The following is a 20,258-nucleotide window of genomic DNA, read 5'->3' on the forward strand; positions in this document are numbered from 1 at the left end:
CGGTCGGATCTCAGGTCTTCGTACGGAACTTGTGGATCGCGACCGGAGCCATCACCGCGGTGAGCGCCACCGACCAGGCCAGCGTCACCCACAGTCCGTGCGCGACCGGACCGCCCACCATCAGTCCGCGCGCGGCGTCCGCGAGCGAGGACAGCGGGTTGTAGTCGGTGAAGTTCTGCAGCCAGCCCGGCATCGAGGCGGTCGGCGCGAAGATCGACGAGCCGAACTGCAGCGGCATCAGCACCAGGAAGCCCATGGCCTGCACGGACTGGGCGCTCTTCATCGTCACGCCGAGGGTGAGGAACACCCACATCAGGGCGGAGCCGAAAACGGTGGCCAGGCCCACTGCGGCGAACAGCCCCGGCCAGTGCGTGATGTCGAAGCCCACCAGCACCGCCACCACCATGAGGACGACGCACGCGACGAGCATGCGCATCAGCTCCACCACGATCTTGGCGAACAGTACCGAGCCGCGCCCGATCGGCAGGGACCGGAAGCGGTCCATGACCCCGGAGTTGAAGTCGGTGTTGAACCCGGTGCCCACGCCCTGGGCCATGTTCATTCCCATCATGGCCAGCAGACCGGGCACGACGTACTGGACGTACGCTTCCTGCCCGCCGCCCAGCGACTGGCCGATGGAGCCGCCGAAGACGTACACGAACAGCAGGGTGAAGATCACCGGGAACAGGATGGCGTCGAACATCGACTCCGGGTCCTGGCGGATCCACAGCAGGTTGCGGCGGATGAGCGCGCCCGTGTGGCGCAGGTGACCGCGCAGCGGGATATGGGCGTCGGCGGTGGTGAGGGTGGCGGCGCTCATACGGCGACCTCCTCGCGGGTGTCGGCGGGCACGGTGTCCTGCGGGGCACTGGCGCGGTGGCCGGTGAGGGACAGGAACACCTCGTCCAGGCTGGGCAGTTCGGTGGTGATGGAGCTGATGGTGATCCCGCGCGCGGTGACGGCGCCGACCACGGCGGTCAGCTGCTCGTCGCTGAGGATCGGGACGAGCACGGCACCGCGTTCGGTGTCGACGGTCGTCGTGGCGAGCCCGGTGATGCCGAGCTCGTCGAGGGCGGTGGCGAGCGGTCGCAACTGCAGCGGATCGGCGGGCCGTACGCGCAGGGTGCGTCCGCCGACCTTGGCCTTCAGCTCGTCGATGGCGCCCCGGGCGATGACCTTGCCGTGGTCCACGACGGTCAGTTCGGAGGCGAGCTGCTCGGCCTCCTCCATGTACTGCGTGGTCAGCAGCACGGTCACGCCGTCGCCGACCATGGCCTTGACCTCGTCCCACACCTCGTTGCGGGTGCGCGGGTCGAGACCGGTGGTGGGCTCGTCGAGGAAGAGCACCTCGGGGCGGCCGATCATCGAGGCGGCGAGGTCCAGCCGGCGCCGCATACCGCCGGAGTATGTGCTCGCGGGCCGCTTGGCCGCGTCCGTCAGCGAGAACCGCTCGAGCAGCTCGTCGGCCCGGGTCCGCGCCTCCTTGCGCGGCAGGTCGAGCAGCCGCCCGATCATGTACAGGTTCTCCCAGCCGGGCAGCTTCTCGTCGACCGAGGCGTACTGCCCGGTCAGGCCGATGACCTTGCGCAGCTGCCGGGGCTGGTGCAGGACGTCGTAACCGGCGACCGTCGCCTCGCCCGAGTCCGGCTTCAGCAGAGTGGACAGGATCCGTACGAGGGTGGTCTTGCCGGCCCCGTTCGGCCCGAGCACGCCCATCACGGTGCCCTCGCGCACGTCCAGGTCGACGCCGTCCAGCGCCTTGGTCTCGCCGTAGTGCTTGACCATCCCCCGTACGGTGACGGCGTTCCCGCCGCCGCTGGAGTTCTTGTCGATTCGCGTCATGCCAAGGACGGTGCCAGCCGCCACCGACAAACCACCGACAGATGGCCGACAGGCAGATGTCGGCGCCTACAGCACACCTACAAAAACGGCAGCCCGCCGACGGGGGAAGATCGGCGGGCTGCCTCTGTGCCGCTGTGGCTCTAGTGGACGGAGTGCTCGTCCAGCGGGAAGTTGCCGCCGACGACGTCCTCGGCGAACTCCTTCACCGCGTTCCCCATGACCTCACGGAGATTCGCGTACTTCTTGACGAACTTCGGCACCCGGCCCGAGGTCAGCCCGAGCATGTCGGTCCACACCAGCACCTGCGCGTCCGTCTCCGGACCCGCGCCGATCCCGACCGTCGGGATGTGCAGCACCCGCGTCACCTCGGCCGCCAGCTCCGCCGGCACCAGCTCCAGGACCACCGCGAACGCGCCCGCGTCCTGCACGGCCTTCGCGTCCCGCAGCAGCTGCTGCGCCGCCTCCTCGCCGCGCCCCTGCACCCGGTAGCCCATGGCGTTCACGGACTGCGGGGTCAGGCCGATGTGGGCCATGACCGGGATGCCGGACTCCACCAGCAGGCGGATCTGCTCGTGCGAGCGCTCACCGCCCTCCAGCTTCACGGCACCGACCCCGGCGTCCTTCACCAGCCGGGTCGCCGAGCGCAGCGCCTGCACCGGGCCCTCCTGGTAGGAGCCGAAGGGGAGGTCGCCGACGATCAGGGCGCGCTGCGTGCCGCGCACCACGGCCGCCGACAGCATCGTCATCTCGTCCATGGTGACGGGCACGGTCGTCTCGTACCCGAGGTGGCAGTTGCCCGCCGAGTCGCCGACGAGGATCACCGGGATGCCGGCCTCGTCGAAGACGGACGCGGTCATCGCGTCGTAGGCGGTGAGCATGGGCCACTTCTCGCCGCGTTCCTTGGCGAGGGCGATGTCGCGAACGGTGATACGGCGTGTGCCCTTGCCCCCGTACAGCGCCTTGCTGCCGTCGGAGGGGCTGCTGTTCACAGTCTGGGCAGCCGAAAGCTGCGTCATTGCAACGGCTCCTTCAGTCATCTCGAGGCACCCTGACGGTGTCCCCGGATCACACCCATGGTGGCACCTCGTGCCACCGGGAGCCAAGGGGACCTCCGTCACGTAAAGGCGCGTGCGAGGGCTCGCGTAAGGGCTGGGTAAAAACATTTACGATACGGGACGGTCTCGTATCGGAATTGCTTAGTCTGGACCGCATGACCACTCCACCCCTCTCTGCTCCCCGGATACCGGAAGCGGTGCACCGGCGCCGCTGGGCGATCCTCGGCGTGCTGATGCTGAGCCTGCTGATCGTGGTGCTCGACAACTCGATCCTGAACGTCGCCATCAAGACGATCTCCACCCCCGCCCCGACCGGCCTCGGCGCCACGCAGAGCGAGCTGGAGTGGGCGATCAACGCCTACACCCTCGTCTTCGCCGGCCTGCTGTTCACCGCCGGTCTCATCGGCGACCGGGTGGGCCGCAAGAAGGTGCTGCTCGGCGGTCTCGTCGTGTTCGGCATCGGCTCCGCGCTCGCCGCCGAGTCCGGCTCGCCGGGCCAGCTCATCGCCTACCGCGCGCTGATGGCCCTCGGTGCCGCCTTCGTCATGCCGGCCACCCTCGCCGTCCTCATGAACGTCTTCGAGCGCGAGGAGCAGCCCAAGGCCATCGGCATCTGGGCCGGCGGCGTCGGCCTCGCCATCGCCATCGGCCCGATCACCGGCGGCGTCCTCCTCGACCACTTCTGGTGGGGCTCGGTCTTCCTGATCAACGTGCCGATCGTGCTGATCGCGCTCGCCCTGATGATCTGGCTGGTGCCCGACTCCCGCGACCCGAGGCCCGGCCGCGTCGACCCGATCGGCGTGGTCCTGTCCGTCGTCGGCCTGGTCCTGCTGGTCTACGGCATCATCAAGGGCGGCGAGCTCGCCGACTTCACGGACGTCCAGGTGCTGTCGACGATCGGCGCCGGAGTCGTCGTACTCGCGGGGTTCGTCGTCTTCGAGAAGCGCAGCGACCACCCCTCGCTCGACGTCACCTACTTCAAGAACAAGGTGTTCTCGGCCGCCATGGCCGCCATCGCACTGGTCTTCTTCGCACTGATGGGCGTCACCTTCTTCGCCGTCTTCTACACCCAGAGCGTGCGCGGCTACTCGCCGCTGCAGTCCGGTCTGCTGATGCTGCCGCTGGCCGCCGCGCAGATGATCTTCGCGCCGCGCGCCCGGCTGCTCGTCGACCGGTTCGGCAACAAGGTCACCACCGGCGTCGGCCTGGTGCTGCTCGCGGGCATGCTCGCCGCGTTCGCCGGCTTCGAGGCGGACACGCCGATCTGGGTCCTGGAGGTCGTGTTCTTCCTCATGGGCACCGGCATGGCACACGTCATGACCCCGACCAGCGTGGTCATCATGCAGGCCCTGCCGCGCGAGAAGGCCGGCTCCGCGTCCGCGCTGAGCAACACCTTCCGCCAGGTCGGCGGCGCGCTCGGCATCGCCGTGCTCGGCTCGGTCCTGTCCACGGCCTACCGCAACGGCATCGACGGCAAGCTCGGCCTCGTACCCAAGGGGCTGAGGGAGACGGCCGGCGAGTCCATCGAGGCCACGCTCGGCGTCGCCGCCAAGCTCGGGCCGCAGGGCAGGGCGCTGGTCACCCCGGCCAACGACGCCTTCCTGCACGCGATGCACGTCACCGCCCTGTGCGGGGCGGGCGTCGCGGTGGTCGGCGCGGTCGTGGCCTTCCTGTTCCTGCCGGGGAAGCCGCCGGTCAGTCAGCAGGGCGAGGAGAAGCAGGAGTTGGTGGCCGCGGCGGAATAGCGTCTTCCGCCGCACCGGGAGGTGCCAGGGAGAATCGCTCCAGCACTACGAAGGGACGCAAGAGTGAGCCTCGCCGACAGTCCAGCCGCCGCCGGGGTCCCCGCCAGGGGCCGCCCGCGCAGTGAGGCGGTCGAACGCGCCGTCATAGAGGGCGTGATGAAGCTCCTGGAGGACGGCGTGCCGCTCGCCGAGCTCTCCATCGAGCGCATCGCCCGCACGGCCGGCGTCGGCAAGGCCACCATCTACCGCCGCTGGAGCGGCAAGGAGGAGCTCTTCGTCGACGTCGTCCGCGCCGCCGAGCCCCCGGACCCCGTACTGCCGGGTACGTCGATGCGCGACGACCTCGTGGCCATGCTGGAGCAGCTGCGTCAACGCGGCGTCATGACCCGTACCTCCGTGCTGCTGCACAACGTGTTCGCCCAGATGAAGAGCAGCCCGAAGGTCTGGGCCGCCTACCACGCCTCCGTCGTCGGGCCGCGGCGCAGACTCCAGATCGAGATCCTGCGCCGCGGCCAGCAGAACGGAGAACTGCGCGAGGACGTCGACGTGGAGCTGATGAACGACCTGATCGTGGGCCCGATGCTGGTGCGCAGCGTCATGCGCCCCCACCCGGACATCGAGTCCGACCTCTCCGAGGGCCTCTCGGAACGGATCGTCGACACGCTCCTCGAAGGACTACGGCCCGTCAGTTCGCCGTCCGCGTAGCACCCATGTGCGCGTTTCGTCACAGACCCCGCCATCCGGAACTCCCCACCCCGCCTCCCACGTCCCACTGCCAGTACGGCCGTCGTGGGACGGCAGGAACCAAGCCGATCATCCCCTAGGGTCTTGTGTCGGGGGACGGACGGTATGCATGGCAGGCAGTGAGGCGACGCGGTATGGCGCAGCAGGCGTATGTGACGGAGACGGACAACGGAGGCTCGGGTCCCGAGCGTCGGGGAGACCGGTTCCGGAGCCTGCTCAACCGCTTTCTGTCCGGCTGGCGCGGTGACCGGAGAATCTGGCGGCGCGGCATCGTCGTAGCCGCCGTCGCCGTGCTGCTGGCCCTGGTGATGGTGCTGCACGCACGGATCCCGAACCGGGTCGGCAACCTGGGCAGTCTCACCGAGACCTTCCTGCCCTGGCTGGGCCTGCTGATCCCGCTGCTGCTCGTGCTGGCGCTCGTGCGCAGGTCGGCCACCGCGCTGATCGCCGTACTGATCCCGTCGTTCGTGTGGCTGAACCTCTTCGGCGGGCTGCTCACCGACAAGACCGGCACCGGCGGCGACCTCACCGTCGCCACCCACAACGTCAACGCCGACAACACCGACCCGTCCGGCACCGCCCGCGACGTGGCGGCCTCCGGCGCCGACGTTGTGGCCCTGGAGGAACTGACCGCGACGGCGGTGCCGGTGTACGAGAAGGCGCTGGCGTCGACGTACAAGTACCACTCGGTGCAGGGCACGGTCGGCCTGTGGAGCAAGTACAAGATGAGCGACGTCAGGGCCGTCGACATCAAGCTCGGCTGGACCCGCGCCATGCGCGCCACGGTGACCACGCCGGAGGGCCCGGTCGCCTTCTACGTCGCCCACCTCCCGTCGGTCCGCGTCAAGCTGGAGGCCGGCTTCACCGCCCGCCAGCGCGACAAGAGCGCCGACGCGCTGGGCGAGGCCATCGCCGACGAGCCGCTGAAGCGGAAGGTGCTGCTCGGCGACCTGAACGGCACGATGAACGACCGCTCCCTGAACGGCGTCACCTCCCAGATGCGCTCCACCCAGGGCGCGGCGGGCAGTGGCTTCGGGTTCAGCTGGCCGGCCTCGTTCCCGATGGCCCGCATCGACCAGATCATGGTCCAGGGCGTCGAGCCGGTGAGCTCCTGGACGCTGCCCGCGACCGGCAGCGACCACCTCCCGGTGGCGGCCCGTGTGAACCTCGACACCACGTCTTAACCTCCCGGAATACTGGGCCTGAGAGGCTTTGTTCCGTAGCTGAACTTAAACTGCGTAACACAGGCACCTCCGCACTCTGCGCTCCGAAAGGAACAGGCCCCTTCATGCCCCTGGCCCTGCTCGCTCTGGCCGTCGGCGCTTTTGGTATCGGCACCACCGAATTCGTGATGATGGGCCTGCTGCCCGACGTCGCGACCGACCTGCACATCTCCATCCCCACCGCGGGCCACCTGGTCTCGGCGTACGCGCTCGGCGTCGTCATCGGCGCCCCGCTGCTCGCCGCCCTCACCGCGCGGATGTCCCGCCGCACGGTCCTGATCGGCCTGATGGCCCTGTTCGTCGTGGGCAACGCGCTCTCCGCGTTCGCCCCGGGTTACGACTCCCTGCTCGCCGCCCGCTTCCTGAGCGGCCTGCCGCACGGGGCGTTCTTCGGCGTGGGCGCGGTCGTCGCCACCACCATGGTCGGACCGGAGCGCAGGGCCCGTTCGGTCTCGCTGATGTTCATGGGCCTGACGGTCGCCAACATCGCGGGCGTACCGGTGGCCACCCTCACGGGGCAGCATCTGGGCTGGCGGGCGACCTTCCTGGGCGTCAGCGTGATCGGGCTCGCCGCGATCGCCTCGCTGGCGCTGCTGATCCCGCGCGACCACACGCACGCGGCACCCGCAGCGGGCCTGCGTGGAGAACTCGCGGCGCTGCGGTCGGTGCCGGTCTGGCTGGCCCTCGGCACGACGGTCGCGGGCTTCGGCGCGCTGTTCGCCGCGTACAGCTACATCACGCCGATGCTGACGGACGCGGCCGGGTTCGCCGAGGGCAGCGTCACCCTGCTGCTCGCCCTGTTCGGCGTCGGCGCGACGATAGGCAACCTGGTGGGCGGGCGCCTGGCGGACCGCTCGATGCGGGGCACGCTGTTCGGCGGCCTGCTCTCGCTCGCCGTGGTCCTGGCCCTGTTCCCGGTCCTGATGGGGACGGAGTGGAGCGGCGCGCTCGCGGTGGTCCTGCTCGGCACGGCGGCCTTCGTGACCAGCTCCCCGCTCCTGATGATGGTGATGGAGAAGGCGTCCTCGGCCCCGTCCCTGGCCTCCTCCGCCAACCAGGCCGCGTTCAACCTCGCGAACGCGGGCGGCGCGTGGATCGGCGGCCTGGCACTGGCGGCGGGCTTCGGTACGACGTCTCCGGCGGTGGCGGGGGCGCTGCTGGCCGTACTGGGGCTGGGAGTCGCCGCGGTGGCCTGGGCGGTGGACCGGCGGCGCGGGCTTGTCGGGGGCGGGCGCGAACGCGTGGTCGCGGCGCACATGCCGCGGCGCGCGGCGACGGTACGGCGCTGACGTCGACGTTGGGGCCGACCGGACAGCTTGGCTGGGTGGGGGTGCGCGACCTGGGGGCTGTGCCCCCAGACCCCCCATCGGCCTGAACGGCCTCGTCCTCAAACGCCGGACGGGCTGGTGGCGCTGCCCGTCAGAATCGCGCTCGCGATGATCTCGAACAGGTGGTCCGCTCGTGGTGCGAACGCGGGCTGGTCGCCGATCCAGGCGAGCGATCCCGCCAGCGCGAACAAGTCGGTGCCGTCGATGTCCTTCCGTGCCGCGCCCGCCGCCTGGGCGCGGGTGAGGAGTTCCCTGCCGGCCGCGCGCATCGTGACGCAGGAGTGGTGCAGGGCCGACTGCGGCTCCGCGATGGCGGTCACCATCAGCTCCGTCACGCCGCGGTAGTTGTGCGCGCAGGCGACGAAGTCGCGCAGCCATGACACCAGCGCGTCGGCGGGGGAGTCCGCCGCTTCGAGCTCGCCCGCCCTGGTCGCCAGCTCGTCGAAGTTCGTCCGCAGCAGGGCCTCGAACAGCGCCTCGCGCGTCGGGAAGTGGCGCAGCAGTGTCGCCAGCCCCACACCGGCCCGGCGTGCGATGTCGCGCATCGACGCGTCGACGCCCTGCTCGGTGATGACGTCGCCCGCGATCGCGAGCAGATGGTCGTGGTTCTTCCTGGCGTCGGCCCGCATCCGTCCCTCTTGCTCGTCTCTCGTGCCGGTCTCGCTTGACCATCCGGATCACTGATCCATATATTCGGATCAGTGATCCGGATAATGTGGATCGCTGATCCGTTCAGCGTATCCGCCCGTGGCGACAGGAGAAAACGATGCCGAACCGCACGATGAGGGCGATCAGGCTGCACGAGCACGGCGGCCCCGAGGTGCTGCGTTACGAGGATGTGCCGGTGCCCGAGCCGAAGCCGGGCGAGGTGCTCGTCCGGGTCCACGCGGCGGGCGTCAATCCCCCCGACTGGTACCTGCGCGACGGGATGACCAACCTGCCCCCGGAGACGCGGCCGAAGTTCAGCCTGCCGGTGATCCCGGGGACCGATGTGTCGGGCGTCGTCGAGGCCGTCGGCCCGGACGTGGACGACCTGTCCGTCGGCGACGAGGTCTTCGGACTCCTGCGCTTCCCCAGCTTCGACGCCGCCGGGTATGCCGAGTACGTGGCCGCGCCCGCCTCGGACCTCGCCCGCAAGCCGGCCGGCATCGACCACGTGCACGCCGCCGGGGCGCCCATGGCGGGGCTGACCGCGTGGCAGTACCTGATCGAGCTCGGACACGACCACCCGTCGCCCTTCCAGTCGGCGCGGCACCGCCCGGCAGCCCTCGACGCCTCCACGACACTGCTCGTCAACGGCGCCGCCGGTGGTGTGGGGCACTTCGCGCTGCAACTGGCCAAGTGGAAGGGCGCACAGGTCGTCGCGGTGGCCTCGGGCGCGCACGAGTCGTTCCTGCGCGAGCTCGGCGCCGACCGGTTCATCGACTACACGAAGAGCCGCCCCGAGGAACTCCTGCACGACCTCGACCTCGTCCTCGACACCGTCGGCGGCCGCGACAGCAGCCGCTTCCTGAGCACGCTCAAGCGGGGCGGCGCCCTGTACCCGGTGTTCTTCGGCGAGTACGACGACGAGGAGACCGCCAAGCTCGGCGTCACCGTCTCGGGCACCCAGGTCCGCTCGAACGGCACCCAACTCGCCGAACTCGGCCGCCTGCTGGACGCGGGCACGGTCCGCGTCGCGATCGACAGCACGTTCCCGCTGGAAGATGCCCGCGCGGCGCACGAACGCGCCGCCCGAGGCCACATCCAGGGCAAGATCGTGCTCACGGTCGCGTAGGAGCGAGCCGGTTCACGGACGGGCGTCCGCGCAATACCGGTCGAGCCGCCTTACTTACGCGCGTCCACGAGCTCCCAGTCGAACCGCTCGAGGTCCCGCAGCCACGCCCGCGCCGAACTGTCCGAAGGTGCCCGCCAGTCACCCCTGGGCGACAGCGACCCTCCCGCCGACACCTTCGGGCCGTTCGGCATCGCGGACCGCTTGAACTGTGCGAACCCGAAGAACCGCTTGCAGAAGACCTCCAACCAGCGCCGGATCTCCGGCAGTTCGTACGCCACCCGCTTGGTCTCGGGGAAGCCGGGGGGCCACTCGCCGCCTTCCTCGTCGTGCCAGGCGTGCCAGGCCAGGAAGGCGATCTTCGACGGCCGGAACCCGTACCGCAGCACATGGAAGAGCGTGAAGTCGTGCAGCGCGTACGGGCCGATCTTCGACTCCGTGGACTGCATCTCCTCACCCGGTACCAGCTCGGGGCTGATCTCGGTGTCGAGGATCGCGGAGAGGATCTTGCCGGTCTCCTCGTCGAACTGCCCGCTGCTGATGACCCACCGGATCAGGTGCTGGATCAGCGTCTTCGGCACGCCCGAGTTGACGTTGTAGTGGCTCATCTGGTCGCCCACGCCGTACGTGGACCAGCCGAGCGCCAGCTCGGAGAGGTCACCGGTGCCGAGCACGATGCCGCCGCGCTGGTTGGCCAGCCGGAAGAGGTAGTCGGTGCGCAGGCCCGCCTGGACGTTCTCGAAGGTGACGTCGTACACCGGCTCGCCGGACGCGAACGGGTGGTCCATCTCCGACAGCATCAGCCGCGCCGTCGGCGTGATGTCCAGCTCGGCCGCGGTGACGCCGAGCGAGCGCATCAGCGCGTGGGCGTTCTCCTTGGTGTGCTCGCTGGTGGCGAAGCCGGGCAGTGTCCAGGCCAGGATGTCGCTGCGCGGCCGGCCCGCACGGTCCATCGCCCGGGCGGCGACGATCAGCGCGTGGGTCGAGTCGAGGCCGCCGGAGACCCCGATGACGACCTTCGGGCCACCGATCGCCGCGAGCCGCTGCTGCAGGCCCTCGACCTGGATGTTGTACGCCTCGTAGCAGTCCAGGGCGAGCCGGTCGGCGTCGGCCGGCACGAACGGGAAACGCTCCAGCCGGCGCTTGAGGCCCAGATCGGTGAGCGGCGGATCCAGCTCGAAGCCGACGGTACGGAAGTCACGGGTGCGTGCCGCGTGCGTACGGCGGTTGTCGTCGAACGTGCCCATCCGCGCCCGCTCCTGCCGCAGCAGGTCCAGGTCCACGTCGGCCACCGCGTACTCGTCGCCGAGCGGGAAGCGCTCGGTCTCGGCCAGCAGCACGCCGTTCTCGTAGATCATGGTCTGCCCGTCCCAGGACAGGTCGGTCGTCGACTCGCCCAGACCGGCCGCCGAGTAGACGTACGCGGCGAGGCAGCGCGAGGACGCCGAGCGGCACAGCAGCTTGCGGTCCTCGGCCCGGCCGACCGTGATCGGGCTGCCCGAGAGGTTCGCGAGCACGGTCGCGCCGGCGAGGGCCGCCTCCGCGCTGGGCGGCACCGGCACCCACATGTCCTCGCAGATCTCCGCGAAGAGCACCAGCCCCGGCACGTCCTCCGCCTCGAACAGCAGATCCACGCCGAACGGCACGGACTCACCGCCGACCCGGATCGACCCGCCCCGCTCCTCGGCACCGTCGGCGATCTGCCGGCGCTCGTAGAACTCCCGGTAGTTCGGCGGGTACGACTTCGGCACGACGCCGAGGATCCGGCCGCGGTGCACGATCACCGCGCAGTTGTAGATCCGGTTGCGATGGCGCAGCGGGGCGCCGACGACCAGTACCGGCAGCAGCTCCGCCGATCCGGCCACCACCTCGCCGAGCGCCGCCTCGACCTGGTCGAGCAGCGCGTCCTGGAGCAGCAGGTCCTCGATCGAGTAGCCGCACAGCCCCATCTCCGGGAAGACGGCGACGGCGACACCCTCCTCGGCGCACCGGCGCCCATGGCGCAGGACCGCCTCGGCGTTGGCGTGCGGGTCGGCGATGACGGTGTGGCCCGTGCACGCGGCGACGCGTGCGAAGCCGTGCTGATAGATCGACCAGAAGTTCAACGGTGCTTCCTCGCAAGAAGGGATCCGGTACTGCGGAGTCTAATCGTCAGAGCGACGCGATGGGGTGGTGCGGGGTGTGGGTCGCCCCACGCCCCGCGCCTTCGCGCCCTCAGTCCCGGTACCCCAGCACGGTCATCATTCCCGCCTCCGCGTGGTAGACGTTGTGGCAGTGGACCATCCACAGCCCCGGGTTGTCGGCCTCGAAGTCGACCGTGAGCGTGCCGTTCGGCAGCACCGCCGCCGTGTCCTTGCGCGGGCCGTCCACCACGTTGGCCAGCGCGAAGGTGTGGCCGTGGAGGTGGAGCGGGTGCCACATGGTCGTCGAGTTCTCGAACTCCAGCCGGACCCGCTCACCGGCCCGCACGGCGTGTCGCTGCGTGGAGGTGTACGGCTTCTTGTCGAACGCCCAGTCGTAGTGCATCATCCCGCCGGTCAGCTGGAGCCTGATCGTCCGGTCCGGCTCCTTGCGGAGGAGCGCCACGGACTCGTCGGCCTTGAGCTTGTCCGCGGTCAGGACTCGTCCGTCGAGCTCCTTCGGGCGGACGGTCGCGGCGGGTGCCGTGCCGCCGCCGGTGCGCAGGACCGCCATCGTCGACGCCTCCTTGCCCTCGGCCAGCGCGGTCAGCGGGAAGACGCCGTCGCCGGCCGTCACCAGCACGTCGTACCGCTCGCCCATGCCGATCAGCAGCGCGTCCGTCCGCGCGTGCCGGACCGGGAAGCCGTCCGTGTGCGTCACCGTCATCTCATGGCCGCCGACGGCGACCCGGAAGGCGGTGTCCCCGCCCGCGTTGACGAACCGGATCCGGATGCGGTCCCCGGGCCGGGCCCGAAAGCCCGAAGGGGCCTTCGCCGTACGCCCGTTGACCAGGTAGTACGGGTACGCCACGTCACCCGCGTCGCCGCCCAGCAGCTCGCTCTCGGCGCCCATCAGCATGCGGGAGGGGCCGGTCGCGGAGGGAGACGCGGAGGCTCCGGCGCCCGTCGACATGGACATGTTGGACATGTCGTGGCCGGAGTTGCTGGAATCGTCGGACCCGTCGGATCCGTCGCCCATGTCCATCCCGCCGCCCATGCCCCCGCGCAGCTCCGCCAGTACCGCGTCCGGGGTCGAGCCGTCCACGCCGTCCACCCAGTCGTCTAGGACGACCACCCACTCCTTGTCGTAGGCGAGGGGCTCCCTGGGGTCCTCGACGATCAGCGGTGCGTACAGTCCCCGGTCCTGCTGGACGCCCGAGTGGGGGTGGAACCAGTACGTGCCCGCGTGCGGGACGGTGAAGCGGTATGTGAACTCGCCGCCCTGTTTGATCGCGCGTTGGGTGAGGCCGGGGACGCCGTCCATGTCGTTGCGCAGGGCGAGGCCGTGCCAGTGCAGGGACGTGGCGGCCGGGAGGTGGTTGGCCAGGGTGAAGTCGAGCGTGTCGCCGGCGGTGACGCGGACCTCCCTGCCGGGGAGCTCACCGCCGTACGCCCAAGACCTGACCGTACGACCGCCGAGGTCCAGTCCGGTCTCGGCGGCGGTGAGGCGGACCTTTCGGACGGTGCCGCTGCCGGTGGCGGCGCGCTTCTTCTCGGCGGCGGCGACCTGCTCGCCGGCCGGGTCGACGTAACCCTTGGGGACGGCCGCCGTGGAGCCGCCTCCGTGGCCGGAGTGGTCCGAGCCCGAGCCCGAGCAGGCGGCCAGGATTCCCGTCCCGGCGACGGCGATGGATGCGCCGAGCACGGAGCGGCGCGTGTGAGTACGCATGTCTTGCTGACACCTCGTCGTGAGTGGTGCTGGTGGTTGGCCTGGACGCATCTGCTGCTTCTGGTACACCGCTCGACGCGCGGAGGTTCCCACCCGATCGCGGGCAGGCCGAAGCAGCCGGTGCGCAGGCCTAGATGCGCAGCACCGACAGACGGGAGAGGAGCAGTCCGGGAGGGGGCGGATTGGGCCACAGGTCGCGGAGGAGGCGGGCCGGGCGGGGTGGTGCGAGGCGGACCTGGCCGGTGCCGCCGTACGCGGCCGCCAGTAGCAGGAGCAGCGTGAACGTGCCCAGTACCGCCACGCACACCGACGTGGGATCCATGCCGTTCATCGACGGCATCGCGTTCGCGGCGCCCACCGACTCGTGCGGGTGGGCCGCCGCGACCTCGTGGCTCCGGTGCATGCCGACCGGCGAGACGGAGCCCGAGCCGTGGTCCGAGGGATGCCCCAGCGTGTGCATGGTCAGGATGCCGAGGAGCAGGGCGGCGAACAGCAGCAGCCGTCCGTGCGTCCGTCTCCTCGGGCCTGTCATGCCCCGCACTATACCCCCGATGGGTATACGTGCCGTAAGGTCCGGCGGGTCTACGAGCTCGTGAGCACGACCAGACGCTGCGTGGCCCGGGTCATCGCCACATACCTGTCCACCGCCCCCTCGATGCCCTCGCCGAACTCCTCCGGGTCGACGAGGACGACCAGGTCGAACTCCAGGCCCTTCGCCAGCTCCGGGGTGAGCGAGCGGACGCGGGGCGTCTCCTGGAAGGCGTCGGCGCCGATGACGCACGCGACGCCCTCGGGGTGGCCGGTGAGCCAGGTGCCGAGGACCGAGTCCAGCTCCGCGGTGGAGCCGTGGGCGACGGGGATGCCGCTGCTGCGGACGGACGTCGGCACGTTGGCGTCCGGGAGCGCGGCCCGGATGACCGGCTCGGCCTCCGTCATCACCTCCTCCGGCGTGCGGTAGTTGATGCTCAGGGAGGCGAGCCGGACGCGGTCGAGGCCGATCCGCTCCAGGCGCTCCCGCCACGACTCCGTGAAACCGTGCCGGGCCTGGGCGCGGTCCCCGACGATCGTGAAGCTCCGGGACGGGCAGCGCAGCAGCAGCATCTGCCACTCCGCATCGGTCAGTTCCTGCGCCTCGTCCACGACGACGTGCTCGAACGGGCCCGCCAGCAGGTCGGGTTCGACGACGGGCACGGCGTCCGTGTCGGCCAGGGTGTTCTGCAGGTCCTGGGTGGTGAGCATCGTCATCAGCATGCGCTGCCAGTCGTCGTCGGTCCTGAGCAGGTCCTCGGTCACCTGGGCCCGGTACTCGCGCTCGGCGGACGCCTCGGCCTGCTGCCGACGCCGGCGCGCGGACGCCTCCGGGTCGCCGAGCCGCTGCCGGGCCGCGTCCAGGAGCGGCAGGTCGGACACCGTCCACGCGCGCGTGTCCGCGCGCTGGAGCCGCTTGACGTCCTCGGCGCCCAGCCAGGGCGCGCACAGCCGCAGGAAAGCGGGCACCGACCACAGGTCCGCGACCAGGTCGGCCGCCTCGACCAGCGGCCAGGCGTGGTTGAACGCCGTACGCAGCTCCCTGTTCTGCGTGAGCGACCTGCGGATCAGTTCGACCGGGGCCCCGCCGTCCTCGTCGTCCTCGCCGACGTCGCCGTTCCCGTCGTACGACTCCTCGTGCTTGTCGACGAGGATCGTGAGCAGTTCCTCCCAGACCTGGTCGCGTGCCTCGTTGTGCGGGGTGCCGGGCTCCGCCGCGTCGAAGGCCTCGGCCCAGTCGGCGGGGCTCAGCCGGACGTCGCCCCAGGGGGTCTCGACCGTCATGCCCTGGGTGGGTGCCTCCTCGTAGAAGCGGACGCCCGTCTCGATCGCCCGTACCAGGTCCGCGGACGACTTCAGGCGGGCGACCTCCGGGTCGGACTCGACCGTCGCCGTGGCCCCCTCGGCGACCAGGTCCCGCAGGACGCAGGTCTGCACGCCCTCCTCGCCGAGGCTGGGCAGGACGTCGGCGACGTAGTTCAGGTAGGGCCGGTGCGGGCCGACGAACAGGACGCGGCCCCGGTGGTGGCCGATGCGCGGGTCGGAGTACAGCAGGTAGGCCGAGCGGTGCAGGGCGACCACCGTCTTGCCCGTACCCGGACCGCCGTCGACGACGAGCGCACCGCGCGAACCCGCGCGGATGATCGCGTCCTGGTCAGCCTGGATGGTGCCGAGCACGTCCCGCATCCGTCCTGACCGGTTGCCGCCGAGGCTCGCGATGAAGGCGGACTGGTCGTCCAGCGCCGCGTGCCCCGCGAACGCGTCCGGCGTGAACACCTCGTCCCAGTAGTCGCCGATCCGGTCGCCCGTCCAGCGGTACCGGCGACGGCTCGCCAGCCCCATCGGATTGCCGTGCGTCGCGCCGAAGAACGGCTCGGCCGCCGGGGAACGCCAGTCGATCAGCAGCCGGCGGCCCGTGCTGTCCGTGAGGCCGAGCCGGCCGACGTACACCGGTTCGGAGCCGTCCGCGGCGACCATGCGCCCGAGGCACAGGTCGAGACCGAAGCGGCGCAGCGTGCGCAGGCGGGCGGAGAGCCGGTACACCTCGATGTCCCGGTCCATCGCCTCCTGGCCCGTGCCGCCGGGCGCCCTGCGTACGGTGTCGAGCCGCTCGGTCAGCTCGGCGATCGACTTCTCCAGGCACTCCGCGATCGCCACGAAATGCCGCTCGTCACCGGCGATCAGCGCCGGGTCGGCCTTGGCGGAGAGACGTTCCGGCAGATCGAATGCCGACAGGACCACAGACACTTCTCCATTCCCCCATTTCCCCAGCTTCTGGGTTTCGGCCTGCGATTCTGCGGCACGAGGGGGGCCTTGCCGCAAGCCCCCCGGTGCGCTATACGTTGAGAGTGGCAAGGAGTGACAGACCTCCTTGCCTTTGTCATTTCTGGGACCACGCGCAAAGAACCGCCCGCGGCCCCCCGAAGGGGAGACCGCGGGCGGTTCTCAGTGAATCAGTGACGCAATGAATCAGCGGCGGCGGTACGAGGTGACGTAGCCGTTCGCGGGCGTGCCCACGCCGGTGACGTCGTCGTAGCCCTTGACCGCGGACAGCGAGCTGTCCTTGCCGAGGCTGCGGACCGAGGTGATCAGACCGTCCGTCGCGTCGTAGCCGTTGGCGAAGTCCACGCGGGCCTCCGCCAGGCCGGAGCCCGTCGGGTTGTCGGTCACGTCGTGGTACGCCTTCGACCCGTACTTGGAGTAGATCAGCGGGTTGGCGAAACCGATCGCCTTGCCGCCGCGCGCCTCCTGGGCCAGGGCCTGCACGGCCGCGATCACCGGAGCCGCGAGCGAGGTGCCGCCGATGCGGTACTCGTCGTAGCCCAGGGTCCCGTCCGGGAGGGTCTGGGTCTGGCCGACCTTGAAGCCGGTGTTCGGGTCGGCGACCGCCGAGATGTCCGGCACGACGCGGTTGCCGGCGGCGCTGTTGGCCGTGGCGAGCGCCTTCGGGACGACACCCTTCTGGTAGTAGGGCTCGGCGACCGTCTTGCTGGTGCCACCACCCGCACCCGAGGTGAACGCGCCGGGGAAGTCCACCCAGCTCTTGCCGTCGTCCGACAGCAGAGCCTTCTCGGTGCCCCAGCCGGTCTCCCACTGGTACTTGTCGCCCTTGCCGACCGCCAGCGAGGTACCGCCGACCGCCGTCACCCAGGCCGAGTTGGCGGGGGTGTCGACCTGCTTCGTACCGGTGTTGGCGACCTCGTCGCCGCTGTCACCGGAGGAGAAGTAGAAGCCGATGCCCTCGACCGCGCCGAACTGGAAGACCTGGTCGTACGCGGCCGCCAGGTCCGGCGTCTGGTTGGCCTCGATGTCGCCCCACGAGTTGGAGACGATGTCGGCGAGGTGGTTGTCGACCACCTTGCTCAGCGAGTCCAGCAGGTCGTCGTCGTAGCAGGACGAGGCGCCCACGTACGTGACGTCCGCGGCCGGCGCGACCGCGTGCACGGCCTCGACGTCGAGGGTCTCCTCGCCGTACCAGCCGGCCGCCCCGCACTCGTCGGTCTTGGTGTAGTTCTTGGGCAGCACCTGGTGCAGCTGACCCGTCGACCACTTGGCGTCACCGTGCTTCGACGCGTACGTCTGCGCGTCGAACGCGATGTACGGCGAGGCGTACGCGTCCGTGATGGCGACCCGGACGCCCTTGCCGGTGTAGCTGCCCGCACCGTAGGCGGCGCGCAGCTGCTTGCCGGTGTAGCCCTGGATCGCGTACGGGATCTTCGAACCGTAGGCGTCGGGCAGCGTGCTCGCGATGTTCGAGCCGTAGTACGAGGAGAACGGCCCCGAGTTGCGGAACACGGTCTCCGGCGGCGGCAGCTGGTCGTCGTGGTTCGCCTTGTGCGGAGCGTTGTCCAGGCCGGTGACGGTCAGGACGGCGCCGTTCAGGCTCTCCGGGGCGGAGGCGGTCTTCGCCGGTGCCCGGTAGGTCTTCGAACCCTTGGTGTAGTTGTGCAGCTGGGTGCCGAACGCCTTCTCGGCGGCGGCCACGTCACCCGTGACGGAGACGTAGTGCTGCGTGACACCGGTGACCTTCAGGCCGGAGGCCGTCAGCCACGACTTGACCGCGGCCACCTGGGCCTTGGTCGCGCCGAACCGGGCCTGCGCCTTCTTGGCGCTGATGTACTTGCCGTACAGCGGCGAGCTCGGGTCGGACACGGCCTTCGCGTACGCGGCGAGGCCCGTCGCGTCCTTGCCGGCCAGGTAGACCCGGGCGGAGACCTGGGCGCCGTTCGACGTGGCGCCCTTGTCCGCCTTGGCCGTGGCCCAGGCGGGCCTGGTGCCCGCGAGGGCGTCCCGGCCCGGGTTGTCCGCGGCGTGCGCCGCGGGTATGCCGAGCGCCAGCGCACCGGCGACCATGGGCAGTGTTGCCGCCATGCTCACGGCGCGCATTCTGGCGCGGTTGGATCTCATAGAACCCCCTGCGATGCGGTTCTTCGCATGTGTGGTTGGTCGTCGCAGTGATCCGCGTGGACGACCCGCTCCGCGGCGGAGGCGCGGGCAGTGGATCAAGCGATGGGGGTCACTCTTTCGATGAACCGTTCATGCCAGGGGAATGAAAAGGCCAAGGAAGTCTCAAGTGGCGTCAATTACCGCGCCTTTGGGGCGGTTTCGACGGGCCCTCAACTGTTACGGCATGATTGCGATCGCCGGGGGACCCTTGCCGTCGTCAGCCGCGGGCTTTCGCGCCCCGCTCCTTCAGCATCGTCGCCATCAGGTCGATCTCCGACTGCTGCGCGTCGACCATGCCCTGGGCCAGCCGCTTCTCCACGTCGACCGTGCACTTGGAGACACAGCCCTCGGCCATGTGGATGCCGCCCTTGTGATGGTCCGTCATGAGCTGGAGGTAGAAGACCTCGGCCTGCCTGCCGCTGAGCGTGCCGAGCTTCTTCAGCTCGGTGTTGGTCGCCATGCCCGGCATCAGCGCGCCGTCCTTGCCGGAGGCCATGTCGCCCATGCCCATCCAGGTCATCGGCGGATCGGCCGACACCTTCGGCAGCCCCCACAGGTCCAGCCAGCCCAGCAGCATGCCGCGCTGGTTGGCCTGCGTCTGCGCGATGTCGTAGGCGAGACGCCGTACGTCCTCGTTCTTCGTGCGGTCGCGGACGATGTACGACATCTCGACGGCCTGCTGGTGATGGACCGCCATGTCCCGGGCGAACCCGGCGTCCGCCGAGTCCGCGGACGGGGTACTCGGGCCGGAGTCCCCGTCCTCGGCGACCGCGTACGTGATCGCGCCGGCCGCGACCAGCACCGCCGCCGCGGTCCCCGCGATCCAGCCGATGTGCTGCTTCCTCACGTCACATCGTCCCGCCCGTGCACGAGGCCCCCGGCTCCGGCGTCTGCTTGCCCTGCACATACGTCTCGAAGAACTTCGCGACCTTCGGGTCGTCGGCGCTCGTCACGCTCAGCTGGTGCCCCCACGCCGACAGCTCGATCGGCGAGGTCTGGTCCGCGTACGGGCTCATCAGGGAGTACGGCGTCTGCTTCACCTTCGCCGCCAGCGCGTCCACGTCCGACTTCTTCGCCTTGTCGGTGTACGTCACCCAGACCGCGCCGTGCTCCAGGGCGTGCACGGCGTTCTCGTCGTGCACGGCCTTGGTGTAGACGTTGCCGTTGCAGTTGAGCCACACCTGGTTGTGGTTGCCGCCGACCGGCGGGTGCATCGGGTAGCTCACGGTGCCCTGGACGTGGTTGCGGGACAGCTTGCCCGTCCAGGCCCGCACGCCGTTCTTGTCGGCGGTGGTGAAGTGCCCGGAGTCCCCGGAGGTGCCGCCCTTGGAGTCGCTCGCGGTGTCCGACTTCTTGTCGTCGTTCTGCGACTTCACGACGAAGACCCCGCCGACCACGAGAGCGGCGACGGCCACCGTGCTCGCCGCGATCACCAGGATCCGGTTGCGCCGCTCACGGGCCTGCTCGGCGCGCCGCATCTCCTCTATACGAGCCTTGCGTGCCGCGCCGCTGGTCTTGTTGCCGGAGGCCATGGGTGTGTGTCCTTCTGGGGGAAGGGGACGCTGGAAGAGCTGATCCTAATGGGACTCACAGGCTCGGCGGAGGCGCGTAGGGCCTTCTCCCGGGTCTCCCATTACGGATGTCGGTCCGAGCAGGCAAGATGGGCGGTGAGCAGTACACCCGCCGTTGGTGAGGCGTTCGGACCGGAGTCGGCCGCACGATCA

General features: G+C 70.2%; 16 protein-coding genes. 5 read left to right on the forward strand and 11 right to left on the reverse strand.

Features of this window, described 5'->3' with window-relative positions; translation table 11 throughout:
• Positions 1-10 precede the first annotated feature (10 nt).
• The 3 genes from ABZ848_RS02060 to panB form a co-directional block, all read right to left on the reverse strand.
• Positions 11-820, reverse strand: a complete 810-nt coding sequence (locus ABZ848_RS02060; RefSeq protein WP_360823721.1) for an ABC transporter permease — start codon at positions 818-820, stop codon at positions 11-13.
• Complete coding sequence (locus tag ABZ848_RS02065) at positions 817-1,842, reverse strand: ATP-binding cassette domain-containing protein (RefSeq protein ID WP_360823724.1); 1,026 nt, start codon at positions 1,840-1,842, stop codon at positions 817-819. Before ABZ848_RS02065 ends, ABZ848_RS02060 begins: the two co-directional genes overlap by 4 nt.
• Positions 1,843-1,982: 140 nt before the next feature.
• Positions 1,983-2,858: a 3-methyl-2-oxobutanoate hydroxymethyltransferase gene (gene panB, locus ABZ848_RS02070; RefSeq protein WP_360823727.1), complete on the reverse strand. Its 876-nt coding sequence runs from the start codon at positions 2,856-2,858 to the stop codon at positions 1,983-1,985.
• A gap of 194 nt (positions 2,859-3,052) precedes the next feature.
• On the opposite strand from panB, the gene ABZ848_RS02075 reads away from it, so the two are divergent.
• The 4 genes from ABZ848_RS02075 to ABZ848_RS02090 all read left to right on the forward strand — a co-directional run bounded on the left by ABZ848_RS02075 (position 3,053) and on the right by ABZ848_RS02090 (position 7,898).
• Positions 3,053-4,642 (forward strand): MFS transporter, encoded by a 1,590-nt coding sequence (locus ABZ848_RS02075; RefSeq protein ID WP_360823730.1) that lies wholly within the window; start codon positions 3,053-3,055, stop codon positions 4,640-4,642.
• A gap of 63 nt (positions 4,643-4,705) precedes the next feature.
• Positions 4,706-5,347, forward strand: a complete 642-nt coding sequence (locus ABZ848_RS02080) for a TetR/AcrR family transcriptional regulator (RefSeq protein ID WP_360823733.1) — start codon at positions 4,706-4,708, stop codon at positions 5,345-5,347.
• Between the two features lie 173 nt (positions 5,348-5,520).
• Positions 5,521-6,570 carry an endonuclease/exonuclease/phosphatase family protein gene (locus ABZ848_RS02085; RefSeq protein ID WP_360823737.1) on the forward strand — a complete coding sequence of 350 codons (1,050 nt, stop codon included), beginning with the start codon at positions 5,521-5,523 and terminating at the stop codon, positions 6,568-6,570.
• A gap of 104 nt (positions 6,571-6,674) precedes the next feature.
• Positions 6,675-7,898, forward strand: coding sequence for an MFS transporter (locus tag ABZ848_RS02090; RefSeq protein WP_360823740.1), 1,224 nt, complete (start codon positions 6,675-6,677; stop codon positions 7,896-7,898).
• 98 nt (positions 7,899-7,996) lie between these two features.
• On the opposite strand, the gene ABZ848_RS02095 is transcribed toward ABZ848_RS02090, so the two are convergent.
• Entirely contained in the window at positions 7,997-8,566 is a 570-nt protein-coding gene (locus tag ABZ848_RS02095) for a helix-turn-helix domain-containing protein (RefSeq protein ID WP_360823743.1), read from the reverse strand.
• 137 nt (positions 8,567-8,703) lie between these two features.
• Here ABZ848_RS02095 and ABZ848_RS02100 point away from each other — a divergent pair, with 137 nt between their 5' ends.
• A complete protein-coding gene (locus ABZ848_RS02100) occupies positions 8,704-9,714 on the forward strand; it encodes an NADP-dependent oxidoreductase (protein ID WP_360823746.1) in 1,011 nt (336 codons plus the stop codon).
• 50 nt (positions 9,715-9,764) lie between these two features.
• Here ABZ848_RS02100 and ABZ848_RS02105 read toward each other — a convergent pair whose 3' ends face one another.
• The 7 genes from ABZ848_RS02105 to ABZ848_RS02135 form a co-directional block, all read right to left on the reverse strand.
• On the reverse strand, positions 9,765-11,816 hold the full coding sequence (locus ABZ848_RS02105; RefSeq protein WP_360823748.1) for an NAD(+) synthase: 2,052 nt from the start codon (positions 11,814-11,816) through the stop codon (positions 9,765-9,767).
• A gap of 109 nt (positions 11,817-11,925) precedes the next feature.
• Positions 11,926-13,560 carry a multicopper oxidase family protein gene (locus ABZ848_RS02110; RefSeq protein WP_360823751.1) on the reverse strand — a complete coding sequence of 545 codons (1,635 nt, stop codon included), beginning with the start codon at positions 13,558-13,560 and terminating at the stop codon, positions 11,926-11,928.
• A 130-nt stretch (positions 13,561-13,690) separates the two neighbouring features.
• Positions 13,691-14,092 (reverse strand): DUF6153 family protein, encoded by a 402-nt coding sequence (locus ABZ848_RS02115; RefSeq protein WP_360823754.1) that lies wholly within the window; start codon positions 14,090-14,092, stop codon positions 13,691-13,693.
• A 50-nt stretch (positions 14,093-14,142) separates the two neighbouring features.
• Positions 14,143-16,329: an RNA polymerase recycling motor ATPase HelR gene (helR, locus tag ABZ848_RS02120; RefSeq protein WP_360823757.1), complete on the reverse strand. Its 2,187-nt coding sequence runs from the start codon at positions 16,327-16,329 to the stop codon at positions 14,143-14,145.
• A gap of 228 nt (positions 16,330-16,557) precedes the next feature.
• Entirely contained in the window at positions 16,558-18,459 is a 1,902-nt protein-coding gene (locus ABZ848_RS02125; protein WP_360824330.1) for a S53 family peptidase, read from the reverse strand.
• Positions 18,460-18,751: 292 nt separating this feature from the next.
• The gene (locus ABZ848_RS02130; protein WP_360823760.1) at positions 18,752-19,381 is read right to left on the reverse strand and encodes a DUF305 domain-containing protein; all 630 of its coding nucleotides are present in this window, start codon (positions 19,379-19,381) and stop codon (positions 18,752-18,754) included.
• 1 nt (position 19,382) lies between these two features.
• A complete protein-coding gene (locus ABZ848_RS02135; protein ID WP_360823763.1) occupies positions 19,383-20,066 on the reverse strand; it encodes a DUF3105 domain-containing protein in 684 nt (227 codons plus the stop codon).
• Between the last annotated feature and the right edge of the window lie 192 nt (positions 20,067-20,258).

The sequence above is a fragment of the Streptomyces sp. NPDC047081 genome, assembly GCF_040643775.1.
GTDB lineage: Bacteria > Actinomycetota > Actinomycetes > Streptomycetales > Streptomycetaceae > Streptomyces.

Excerpts from the sequence above, each read along its gene's own strand:
- ABZ848_RS02125 (WP_360824330.1), bottom strand. The coding sequence starts at position 18,459 with ATGGCGGCAACACTGCCCATGGTCGCCGGTGCGCTGGCGCTCGGCATA.
- ABZ848_RS02090 (WP_360823740.1), top strand. The coding sequence starts at position 6,675 with ATGCCCCTGGCCCTGCTCGCTCTGGCCGTCGGCGCTTTTGGTATCGGC.
- ABZ848_RS02100 (WP_360823746.1), top strand. The coding sequence starts at position 8,704 with ATGCCGAACCGCACGATGAGGGCGATCAGGCTGCACGAGCACGGCGGC.
- ABZ848_RS02095 (WP_360823743.1), bottom strand. The coding sequence starts at position 8,566 with ATGCGGGCCGACGCCAGGAAGAACCACGACCATCTGCTCGCGATCGCG.
- ABZ848_RS02075 (WP_360823730.1), top strand. The coding sequence starts at position 3,053 with ATGACCACTCCACCCCTCTCTGCTCCCCGGATACCGGAAGCGGTGCAC.
- ABZ848_RS02135 (WP_360823763.1), bottom strand. The coding sequence starts at position 20,066 with ATGGCCTCCGGCAACAAGACCAGCGGCGCGGCACGCAAGGCTCGTATA.
- ABZ848_RS02065 (WP_360823724.1), bottom strand. The coding sequence starts at position 1,842 with ATGACGCGAATCGACAAGAACTCCAGCGGCGGCGGGAACGCCGTCACC.
- ABZ848_RS02085 (WP_360823737.1), top strand. The coding sequence starts at position 5,521 with ATGGCGCAGCAGGCGTATGTGACGGAGACGGACAACGGAGGCTCGGGT.
- ABZ848_RS02060 (WP_360823721.1), bottom strand. The coding sequence starts at position 820 with ATGAGCGCCGCCACCCTCACCACCGCCGACGCCCATATCCCGCTGCGC.
- ABZ848_RS02110 (WP_360823751.1), bottom strand. The coding sequence starts at position 13,560 with ATGCGTACTCACACGCGCCGCTCCGTGCTCGGCGCATCCATCGCCGTC.
- panB (WP_360823727.1), bottom strand. The coding sequence starts at position 2,858 with ATGACGCAGCTTTCGGCTGCCCAGACTGTGAACAGCAGCCCCTCCGAC.
- ABZ848_RS02115 (WP_360823754.1), bottom strand. The coding sequence starts at position 14,092 with ATGACAGGCCCGAGGAGACGGACGCACGGACGGCTGCTGCTGTTCGCC.